Source organism: Hallella colorans (assembly GCF_003096815.1).
GTDB lineage: Bacteria > Bacteroidota > Bacteroidia > Bacteroidales > Bacteroidaceae > Prevotella > Prevotella colorans.
Genome location: NZ_QENY01000001.1, coordinates 68,661 through 80,273, shown reverse-complemented (window position 1 = coordinate 80,273; position 11,613 = coordinate 68,661). Strand labels below are relative to the sequence as shown.

The following is an 11,613-nucleotide window of genomic DNA, read 5'->3' as shown; positions in this document are numbered from 1 at the left end:
GCCAACTTTTTCACTTTCTTCAAATACTAAAAAAGGAGAATATATCACTCTGTAAGAGCTTGTCTTTCAATTAATGGTGATGTTAAAAGTGATGACATTTCGTCCCGCTAATCCGTACTAAAATCATGATCCTATCATTTGTACTAACCTGACTCATTTTCACAGGACAACTAAAAAAGTTGATAACAAAGTGGTTAGCCCAATTGATAGCAAATGTTAAACAGTGTAAAAAACAAGAAGAAAGTAGTTGTCTCATAGGAGTAAACAACAAAAAAACAGTAACTTTGCAAACCAATTACGGGTATGGGTCAAAAGTATCCATATTCCAATATCATAAAGTCTAACTTTATTAATATTTAATTAATCATTTATGTCTAATTTAAAAAACATTCAGCCTTTAGAAAATTTCGACTGGGATGAATTTGAAAACGGTGCCGCGCAAGGCTCAAAAGACACCCTTGCCAAGGCATACGATGAAACCCTGAACAAGATTCAGGAACACGAAGTAGTTGAGGGTACGGTCATTTCTTTGGATAAGAAAGAAGTTGTCGTTAACATTGGCTACAAAAGCGATGGTATCATTCCTGCTTCAGAATTTCGTTACAATCCAGAATTAAAGGTTGGCGACAAGGTTGAAGTTTATGTAGAAGATCAAGAAGACAAGAAAGGCCAGTTGGTTCTTTCTCACAAAAAAGCCCGTCTCACCAAGAGTTGGGATCTCATTAACAAAGCCTTTGATAATGATGAGATTGTACAGGGCTATATCAAGTGCCGCACCAAGGGTGGCATGATCGTGGACGTTTTTGGTATAGAGGCATTCCTTCCCGGAAGCCAAATTGACGTGCATCCAATTCGCGACTACGACGTATTCGTAGGAAAGACAATGGAATTCAAAGTTGTTAAGATCAACCAAGAGTTCCGCAATGTTGTGGTTTCACATAAAGCCCTTATCGAGGCTGAGTTGGAGGCACAGAAAAAAGAAATTATCTCTCACTTGGAGAAAGGACAAGTGCTTGAGGGTACGGTCAAGAACATCACGTCATACGGTGTTTTTGTCGATCTCGGTGGCGTCGATGGATTGGTTCATATCACCGATCTTTCTTGGGGTCGCGTGAGTGATCCTCACGAAGTGGTCTCACTTGATGACAAAATTAAGGTTGTTATCCTCGATTTCGACGAGGAGCGCAAGCGTATAGCGCTTGGCTTGAAACAGCTCACCCCGCACCCATGGGACGCTCTTGACGAGAATCTCAAAGTGGGCGACCATATCAAGGGCAAGGTGGTTGTTATCGCCGACTATGGTGCTTTTGTAGAGGTACAACCCGGCGTAGAGGGCCTTATCCACGTCAGCGAGATGTCTTGGAGCCAGCATTTGCGTTCTGCACAAGAATTCTTGCATGTAGGCGATGAGGTTGAGGCGGTGATACTGACACTCGATCGCCAAGAGCGCAAGATGTCTCTTGGAATTAAGCAACTTAAAGACGATCCTTGGGAAACCATTGAGACCAAGTATCCTGTTGGTAGCAAGCACACCGCCAAAGTGCGCAACTTCACTAACTTTGGTATCTTCGTAGAGCTTGAAGAAGGCGTTGATGGTTTGATCCATATTTCTGACCTCTCTTGGACTAAGAAGGTTAAACATCCATCAGATTTCACATCCGTAGGTGCTGAAATAGAAGTGGTTGTTTTGGAGATAGACAAGGAGAACCGTCGTTTGAGCCTTGGCCACAAGCAATTAGAAGATAATCCTTGGGATACATACGAAACTATCTATACGCCAGGCAGTATCCATCAGGGCAAAATTACCGAATTGATGGACAAGGGCGCTGTGATCACATTGAACGAGGGTGGAGAAGGCTTTGCCACACCCAAGCATCTCACTAAGGAAGATGGCAGTCAGGCTAAGCAAGGTGAGGAACTTCCGTTCAAGGTGATTGAGTTTAACAAGGAGACACGCCGAATCATTCTCTCTCACTCTCGCACGTTTGAAGAGGGTAAGGAAGAGCCTAAAGCTCGTCGTGCCACAAGTGGAACTCGCAAGCAGAATGATGCTCCTGCTATCAACAATGTTGCTGCGGGTACATCACTCGGCGACCTCGATGTTTTAGCTAAGTTAAAGGCAGACTTGGAGAACAAGTAAATCCTTTACGCAACATACTTTTTCCCCTTGGAGTTAGAGCTTGCTCGACTTCAAGGGGTTTTTAGTAGATATTATCCTGATTGTGAGGATAAACATGAAAACGGCTCAGTAGAAAAAGTATGGTGTTTCATATTGCTATTGAGATTAACCCATTGGTACAATAAATGGCCGTTCGTGTTTTGAGGAGACGCTCGCCATGTTACAACATAGGTGGGGGCGAATGGGGAGTGTGTACGCTTCGAGATGGCGACAGAATGTTTACGCATTTTCGGTTTTTCTCTTTAAAAACTTGCTTGTCTCGAACACAGTTTTTGAAAAAATAGAAATAGTCAATTATTTGAACAAACAACCCTCTCAAATTCGCTTATTTAAAAATAAGTTTGCCTTCGTCCGAAATACGCGACATATGCGATAGTTTGTAAATGGCTGACATTCAGCGTCTTTTAAAAAATAGCCTTTATTCTCCTATTTTGTGGTCTGCGATTAAGTATCAAATTGCATGATGATAAGGTTGTAATCGCAGCGTGATTGAGGCTCTTCCGCGCTGCCAATAAGACCTAATCATGCTATGAGAAAGCACCCATCGCAGCCCTCTTATGATTTTTGTTAACGTTCTACTTGTTTTTGACAAAAAAAGATAGCCCTTTTTGCTCTGGATGACTCGAAAATAATGATCAAAAAACAGTAATTATATTTTACAAGATAAAGAATAAGGAGTAAGGAGAGAAGAGTGGGGAGCAAAGAATGAATGAAGACAACTACACCGGATTCAAGAAGCGTCTGAGCGCGGTAGAAATTTGCACGTATGAACTTTTATGCCTGCATTATATCTTCCTGTTTTTGATCCTATTTGCGGTTATACATGGTTACCACAATCGTAGGAACCTACGGTATCTCCCCAAAAGTAAAAACCTACTGAGCCTTTAGCTCCCCCATTAAATATCAGCTGAGCCATGAAAAATCGTCCCCAAAGTCATCTCCATAACTCATCTTTTTCCAAAAAGAGCACCATACTGCCATCGAATATGCAAAAAAAGGAGATTGATTGTAACCAATTTATTATAAGGGGCGCACCACGCGAATGCCTATTTGTGAGGGATGTCTCATCATATACTGCTTAAGAAGCATGGGTTCTTCCACCACTTTTTGATGGACAGACGAGGCGTTAAGCATGTGCAGTCCGTCGCTATGCCACACGGCGATACCAATATGGCTTGTGTCCAATCCAGCCCTCGATGTAAGAATGGCTATGATATCTCCATCCTTGATGGTCTGCCTCAACGTGGCACTGTCATTTAACCGGCTCTTGGGGATGTAAGCATATTGTTTGCCTGTGATACGTTGTTCCATCTGGCGTATCTCTCTCGTCATCCATTTGTTTTTAGCCATCATGGGGTAGCGGTGAGCATGGGTTGTCATGTAGTATGCTTTAACCGTCTGTGTTGCCGTGAACAGCTCTTGAGGTTCGGGTATTGGCGCAACGATATTTTTTTTGATGTTCTCATTTATCCAATGTGTGAAATAGTGCATACGCTTGGGATAGGTCACCTCTCCGTCCTCATATCTCACCATTCGTAAGTTTCGTACAAACTGGTCGAATGTGGTGTAACCTTTTTTTGCACACATAGTTAGCGCCAATACAGTCTCAACATATGTGGTACAGTCCATTTGACGAAGATTGATGACAAGTCGCTCCTCCTTGTTTCTTTCCAATGTTTTACCCATGTAGGGCAAGCCACGAAGCTCTCTCGCAAAATAAATCATAAGATTTGAACCTGAGTCTAATAGCGTGGCTTTTCTCAACAGTCGTGCCACCTTAATGGAATCGCTGCGCCAATAGTCGGGTTTGGCTGCGTGCCCTGTATAACATGAACAAAGAAACAACAGCGAGAAGAATATTTTTTTATACGTTACCATAGCTTATCGTTTGCCGAAATTAAATCCTACATATATATTAACGTTGCCGAATATGTTGTTCGTCGAGAACTTGCTCTTGCGATAATTGTATGTGTGAAAGATAGCGTTGGCACCAGCAAACCACTTAGTGTTGTTCCATACAAGCCCCAATCTAGTTATGCCGTCAAGGTTGAAATTGCGAAAATGAAAATCTTTGTGATATTCTGCAGCGGCTGTCTGCGTTCCTTTATTGGAATGTTTATAAGCCAATCCCAACTGTAATGATACGTCCAATAGCCAATTGTGCGCAAAAACCCAGTTGTAAGCATAGCCTGTAGATACAGAGTAGTCGGTGTAATCCACTTTTGATGTCACAATGGTGGTATCAATTATCTCCGAGGAATAGGCATCGTCCAGTCGATGCTTTATCATGTCATCCAATTTTAACCAGTCAATGTTCAGTTTATGTTTGGTGTAGCCTATGCCGGCTATTAGACTTCCGCACGAGCGTCGTTGCACAGTGCTCTGGCTGTAAGCGGCTGGGTAAGAGAATTTTTGATGGTTAAAGATATAGTATATATTAAAGCCTTTTACGCTTGTTCTGAAACCATCAAACCGTGTGCCGCTCATGGCAGAGGTATCATAAGGCTTTTCAAAGGTGATGCTGTTTATCCGGTAGGAGTTGCCCGACTTGCGATAAAACAGGTCTATGCCTATCTGGTTACTGTATAGGCTGAGGTTGAAATCCAATCGGCCATTGTTGTCATTCAAATGAGCCAAGTCGATGGTATAGCCCAGAAATATCCAGCGCCAACCGAAGTAAGGTCCAAGTTTGTAGGCAGGCTCGGGTGCGAACACTATTTTGCCGCCAGTCTCATTGCGTAGCTGATATAACTCGTAAGAGTTAGTGTTTTGCAGCATAAACGTGTAATTGTAGTGCTGCGGCTCCACATAGTCAGTGTCAACGGCCGAGAATGTTTTAACCAACTCATATATCTTGTGCAGGAAATTGGTGCCATGTTCTTGGTGGTAGTTTTCCTCACGTGTCATGTCTGTGGTGTCTATGACCGCGCCGAAGAGATGAGTTGATAGCGTTAAAGCTATGACTATACAAGACAATCTCATCCGTATGAAAATTAAAATTTACCTAAAATGCGATCCATCACCCAATTCACGGGCGTGGCGCTCACACTGGTACAACTACAAAAACCTTCGCCTTGCAAATGCTCAATTACCGATCGGATGATGGGCAATTGCACATATTTTGGATTGGATACGTCGATATGCGTCTCTCCATCTACAGTCATCAGGTGTATGGGCGTATAGTTATAAACAGAAAAAACCAGCGATCCCCTGTCACCCACCACTGTGATACTGTCTTCCTTGGCACTCTCGTGCCCCACGAAACACCAAGAGGCACTGCCCGGAATGCCATTTTCAAAGAGATAGCAAGCACTGATAGTGTCTTCTGCCTGGTACAAGTGTCCTCGATTGGCAGGGTAGCCGTGTGCCCTGATAATGACTCCGAAGAGTTCTTGCAGAATGTCAAGCTGGTGCGGTGCCAAGTCGTAGAAATAGCCACCCCCCGATATGTCTGGCTGCAATCGCCAAGGCAACCGAGCGTTTGCGTTGTGGTCGAGATCGCGAGGCGGAACAGAGAATTGTATTTGCACGTTGAGAATTTTACCCAGCGTGCCATCGTTGACGATCTCTTTCACCTTGTGAAAATAGGGTAGGTAGCGTCTGTAGTAGGCCACGAAACATGGCACGCCCGTTCGCTCGCTAATCCTGTTAATGCGCAAACAATCGTCATAGCTTGCGGCAAGTGGCTTCTCCACGTAGCACGGCTTACCTGCACGCATAGCCATCACCGCGTATGTGGCGTGGCTGGATGGGGGCGTGGCAATATAGATGGCATTTATGTCTGAGTCGCCGATGAGCTGCTGTGCGTCTGTGTACCATTTCTTGATATGATGCCGTTCCGCATAGGCGCGTGTTTTCTCAGCATTGCGCGACATCACCGCCTCTACGTGCGAACCTTTTATTATATTAAAAGCCGGTCCCGATTTTTTTTCGGTTACCTCTCCGCAGCCAATAAAGCCCCAACTTATCTCTTTCATATGTCTTTCACTTTGTTGCAAAGATAATAAAAACTCTCGTAAAGTGCCCGTTGGATATCTAAATATCAATCAATATTTTTCCATCCATCTTTCTTGGCATCACCATTTGTAGGTATTCTTAGTCAGTCTTAACATCTATTTTTGGAAAACTTCGTATCTTTGCAATATTATAACAACGTTTCAATGAGATTATCAGAATTGCACAATGGCGAAAGCGGTATCATAGTCAAGGTGAATGGTCATGGTGGCTTTCGTAAACGCATCATCGAAATGGGATTTGTCAAGGGAAAGAAGGTTGAAGTATTGTTAAACGCCCCTTTGAGAGATCCTGTCAAATACAAAATCATGGATTACGAGGTGAGTCTTCGACACAGCGAGGCAGCCATGATAGAGGTGATGACAGAACAAGAGGCCATTGCTTTGAGTGCCCACTCTCCTCAAAGTTCTTACAGTGCCAATGTGTGCAATATGGAAACGATGCCGAAGGTTAGCATGGAAGACCATGCACATGGTGTCACCTCCAACCATCTGAGCGACGCACAAATAGAGGCTGCTGCCATGCAGCGGCATCGCACCATTAGCGTGGCCTTAGTGGGCAACCCCAATTGCGGCAAGACATCGTTGTTTAATTATGTCTCAGGTGCTCATGAAAACGTGGGCAACTACTCTGGCGTGACGGTCGATGCTAAGGAAGGGTATGTCAACTGGCAGGGCTATCGCATAGTGTTGGTGGATCTTCCGGGCACCTATTCTCTTTCCGCTTACTCTCCAGAGGAACTCTATGTGAGGAAACAGTTGGTGGAGAAAATGCCAGACGTGGTGATCAATGTCATCGACTCTTCCAATCTTGAGCGCAACCTCTATCTTACAACCCAACTCATTGATATGCATGTGCGCATGGTAGTGGCTCTCAACATGTTTGACGAGACACAGCGCAGAGGCGACAATGTAGATCACGGCAAGCTTTCCGAACTGTTTGGCGTGCCCATGATACCCACCGTTTTTAAGACGGGTGAGGGCGTGGACGAACTTTTTAGGAAGATAGTTGATATATACGAGGGCACAGAAGATCAAACTCCAACTTATCGTCATATACACATCAATTATGGCCATGAAATAGAGCGTGGCATCATGTTCTTGCAAGAACATCTCAAGGCAGAGCCTAATGTGCGCGAGCGATATTCCACTCGATACATGGCCATCAAGTTGTTGGAGCACGACAGCGAGATGGAGAAATATGTGCGTCAATTCGCAGATGCCGACAAGATATTTCGCCATCGAGACAAGACTGCTCGCCGAGTCATGGAGGAAACCAATGAAGATTTGGAAACCACCATTACCGATGCCAAGTACGGTTTTATACATGGTGCGCTCAAAGAGGCCAATTATTACACCGGAACCAAGGAAGATACATACAGGATGACGCATCTGCTCGACCATATTTTGACGCATCGAGTCATAGGTTTTCCTATATTTGTAGCGGTGCTTTGCCTGATGTTTTTCGTGACGTTCACGCTTGGTGCCTATCCCAAAGACTTGATAGAAAGTGGCGTGGCATGGCTTGGCGGCGCTGTCAGCGAGATCTTGCCAGATGGTCCGGTCAAAGCCATGCTTGTGGATGGCATACTTGGAGGCGTGGGCGCCGTTATCGTTTTTTTGCCCCAAATTCTTATCCTTTACCTTTTCATCTCGTTCATGGAAGACTCCGGCTACATGTCGCGTGCGGCGTTTATCATGGACAAGCTCATGCACCGGATAGGCTTGCATGGCAAATCTTTCATACCTCTCATCATGGGGTTTGGTTGCAATGTTCCTGCCATCATGGCCACGCGCACCATTGAGAGTTACCGCTCGCGATTGGTCACGATGCTCATCTTGCCTCTCATGAGTTGCGAGGCACGCATACCTATTTATATAATGATTATAGGTACATTTTTCGCCCTGAAATTCCAATGGCTCATCATGCTGTCTCTATATATGCTGGGCATCCTCATGGCCATCATTGTCAGCAAGCTGTTCACGGGCGTTTTTATGAAAGGCGAAGACACGCCTTTCGTCATGGAACTGCCACCTTACCGTTTTCCCACGACCAAAGCTGTGCTCAGGCACACGTGGGAGAAAGGTCGACAATACCTCAAGAAGATGGGTGGCATCATCTTGGTGGCCAGCGTTATAGTATGGGCTTTGGGCTATTTTCCACACGATGACAGCCTCTCTGCCCGCCAACAACAGGAGCAGAGCTACATCGGTCGGATAGGCAAGGCCATTCAGCCCATTTTCAAGGCGCAGGGGTTCAACTGGCGATTGGACGTGGGGCTGCTGGCTGGCGTGGGGGCCAAAGAGATCGTTGCGTCCACGTTGGGCGTGCTCTATGTTAACGACGATGATTTTTCCGACGCGGCCGACGGTGTCAATAGAGACAAATATTACAAGTTGCACCATGAAATCACAACCGACTTGGCGAGGATGCACGGTATGACAGAGACCGAAGTGGAACCTCTCGCCATGCTCACGGCTTATTGTTTCTTACTCTTTGTGCTGCTCTATTTCCCCTGCGTAGCCACCATCGCGGCTATCAAGGAAGAAACAGGAACGTGGAAGTGGGCTATCTTCGGGGCTGTTTACACCACGCTTTTGGCTTGGGTGGTGTCTGCCGCGGTGTATCAAGTAGGCTGCCTGTTTATCCAATAGCGCGGACATTCCTTACCTCCGTAGCTTATCTCTGACGCGAAAAAACAAAAAAACGTATAGAGCTATGTTTTGCCATGTGCGGATAACAATGTGGCAACAAGTGGCCCATTGCGGTTTTTACTGATTGTTTAAAAAGTACAAAGGCTTGTATTTTCCTTCACTAATCTTTCCTATTCATAAATAAATGTTTTAACTTTGTTCATATATTTATAAGCATCGCGCTGTCCTCGCTTAATAGATGGCCAGCGTGGAAGACTTTAAAAGTGTAGCACAATGATAAAGATAACAAAAGAGGCAGCCCTCGAATACCACGAGAAGGGTAGGCCTGGAAAAATTGAGGTCAAGCCAACCAAACCTCACAGAACACAGACAGACCTTAGTTTGGCGTACTCACCGGGAGTGGCTTATCCTTGTATTGAAATACAACAAAACCCTGACGACGCTTACAGATACACCAACAAAGGCAACTTGGTGGCCGTCATTTCCAACGGCACGGCTGTTTTGGGATTGGGCAATATCGGCGCCATGAGTGGCAAGCCGGTGATGGAAGGCAAGGGCTTGCTGTTTAAGATTTATGGTGGAGTGGATGTCTTTGATATAGAAGTGGACGAGCAAGACCCCGAGAAGTTTTGCGAGGCCGTGGAGCGTATCGCTCCGTCTTTTGGAGGCATCAACCTCGAGGATATCAAGGCGCCAGAGTGTTTTTATATAGAACAACGACTCAGGAAGACGCTTGACATACCTGTCATGCACGACGACCAGCACGGCACGGCCATCATTTCGGCCGCCGGTTTGAAAAACGCGCTGGAGGTTGCCGGCAAGGATATTGCCCAAGTGAAGATTGTGGTGAACGGAGCGGGTGCCGCAGCCATTAGTTGCACGAAACTATATGTGGCTTTGGGCGTGAACAAGGAAAACGTCGTGATGTTAGATTCCAAGGGTGTCATCACCTCAGACCGGCCCAATCTCACGGAGCAAAAAAAAGAGTTTGCCACCTCGCGTCGCGACGTACACACGTTGGAAGAGGCCATCAAGGGAGCCGACGTGTTCGTGGGCCTCTCCAAAGGCAACATTCTCACTCAAGACATGGTGCGGTCCATGGCCGACAAGCCCATTGTCTTTGCGCTCGCCAATCCCATTCCGGAGATTAGCTACGATGACGCCATCGCCAGTCGTCCGGATGTGCTCATGGCCACGGGACGCTCCGATTATCCCAACCAGATAAACAATGTCATTGGTTTCCCCTACATTTTCAGGGGTGCGCTTGACGTCCACGCCCGAGCCATCAACGAGGAGATGAAACTCGCGGCCGTGCATGCCATAGCTGACTTGGCCAAGCAACCCATACCCGACGTTGTCAACCAAACTTATCACGTGAACAACTTGACGTTTGGCCCCGACTATTTTATACCGAAGCCTGTTGACCCAAGGCTCATCACCGAGGTTTCATCAGCAGTGGCGCGAGCGGCTATCGAGAGTGGCGTGGCACGTTCAACCATCACCGATTGGGCGGCTTACAAAGATCGTTTGCGCCAGTTATTAGGACAGGAGACCAAGTTCACGCGCGCATTACACGCCACCGCGGCATTGCATCCGCAACGTGTGGTATTTGCCGAAGGCGGCCATGCCACGATGATGCAAGCCGCCGTGCAAGCACGGCAAGAGGGCATTTGTCACCCCATCTTGTTAGGCAACCCAGACAGATTGCACCGTATTGCCAACCGATTGAAAATAGATTTGACAGGCGTGGAGATAATAGACATGCGCGCCGACAAGGAGCAAGGGCGACGCGCCACCTACGCCAAGCACCTGTCAGAAAGGCTCGCCCGTCAAGGCTACACGTTCGAGGAGGCCTACGACAAGATGTACGAGCGCAACTATTTTGGCATGTCGATGGTGGAGCAGGGCGACGCAGACGCTTTTGTTACAGGTCTCTATACCAAATACAGCAATACCATCAAGGTGGCCAAGGAGGTCGTAGGCATACGCCCTGCGTACGACACTTTCGGGACAATGCATATCTTGAACACCAAGAAAGGCATCTTCTTCTTAGCCGATACCCTTATCAATCGGCATCCCGACCAAAACATCTTGTACGACGTGGCGCGGCTATCGGCTCATACGGTCAGGTTCTTCAACACCGAGCCTGTGATAGCCATGATCAGCTACTCCAACTTTGGGACCGATAGCGTAGGGTCGCCTTTGGCGGTGCATCATGCTGTTGAGCGCATGCAGGAAAAATATCCGCATTTGGCCATTGATGGTGAGATGCAAGTCAATTTCGCGTTAGACCAAAGTCTGCGCGATGACAAATATCCTTTTAACAAATTGAAAGGACTGAACGTCAACACGTTGGTTTTCCCCAACATGAGTTCGGCCAATGGCAGCTACAAATTGTTACAGGCGTTGGATCCAGACGTGGAGATTATCGGGCCGATACAGATGGGACTGAACAAGCCCATCCATTTCACCGATTTCGAGGCCTCCGTGCAGAGCGTAGTCAATGTCACTGCCGTGGCTGTGGTAGACGCTTATGTGGAGAAAATGACACGCAAAAAATAATCGACACACCATTAAACAGGCATATTTCATCAATTCCCAGCGAATGACAACCATGTTTTCGCTGGGTATTTCCATTATGTTGCCACGCTCTCGCGTAGACCATTTGTATCGCGATAAAACCGTCTTCCATTCATATATTATTTTTTGTCATCAAGATAAAACACAAATTTCTTGCTGTGTTTGCTATTTAAACGTATCTTTGCA

6 protein-coding genes are annotated in these 11,613 nt (G+C 46.2%); 3 read left to right on the top strand and 3 right to left on the bottom strand.

The genetic code is table 11. The annotated features are described in order from the left end of the window. Nucleotides 1-370 precede the first annotated feature (370 nt). The gene (rpsA, locus tag C7379_RS00295) at nucleotides 371-2,140 is read left to right on the top strand and encodes a 30S ribosomal protein S1 (protein WP_116615469.1); all 1,770 of its coding nucleotides are present in this window, start codon (nucleotides 371-373) and stop codon (nucleotides 2,138-2,140) included. Between the two features lie 1,059 nt (nucleotides 2,141-3,199). Here rpsA and C7379_RS00290 read toward each other — a convergent pair. Genes C7379_RS00290 through C7379_RS00280 form a run of 3 tightly spaced genes read right to left on the bottom strand, consistent with a single transcriptional unit; the run spans nucleotide 3,200 to nucleotide 6,156 of the window. Continuing rightward, nucleotides 3,200-4,057 (bottom strand): N-acetylmuramoyl-L-alanine amidase-like domain-containing protein, encoded by an 858-nt coding sequence (locus C7379_RS00290; RefSeq protein WP_116615468.1) that lies wholly within the window; start codon nucleotides 4,055-4,057, stop codon nucleotides 3,200-3,202. Nucleotides 4,058-4,060: 3 nt separating this feature from the next. After that, on the bottom strand, nucleotides 4,061-5,161 hold the full coding sequence (locus C7379_RS00285; protein ID WP_116615467.1) for a DUF4421 domain-containing protein: 1,101 nt from the start codon (nucleotides 5,159-5,161) through the stop codon (nucleotides 4,061-4,063). Nucleotides 5,162-5,172: 11 nt separating this feature from the next. Then, the gene (locus C7379_RS00280; protein WP_116615466.1) at nucleotides 5,173-6,156 is read right to left on the bottom strand and encodes a Gfo/Idh/MocA family protein; all 984 of its coding nucleotides are present in this window, start codon (nucleotides 6,154-6,156) and stop codon (nucleotides 5,173-5,175) included. Nucleotides 6,157-6,339: 183 nt separating this feature from the next. On the opposite strand from C7379_RS00280, the gene feoB reads away from it, so the two are divergent. Continuing rightward, nucleotides 6,340-8,847 (top strand): ferrous iron transport protein B, encoded by a 2,508-nt coding sequence (gene feoB, locus C7379_RS00275; RefSeq protein ID WP_116615465.1) that lies wholly within the window; start codon nucleotides 6,340-6,342, stop codon nucleotides 8,845-8,847. Between the two features lie 273 nt (nucleotides 8,848-9,120). Then, nucleotides 9,121-11,409, top strand: a complete 2,289-nt coding sequence (locus C7379_RS00270; protein WP_116615464.1) for an NADP-dependent malic enzyme — start codon at nucleotides 9,121-9,123, stop codon at nucleotides 11,407-11,409. Nucleotides 11,410-11,613: the final 204 nt, after the last annotated feature.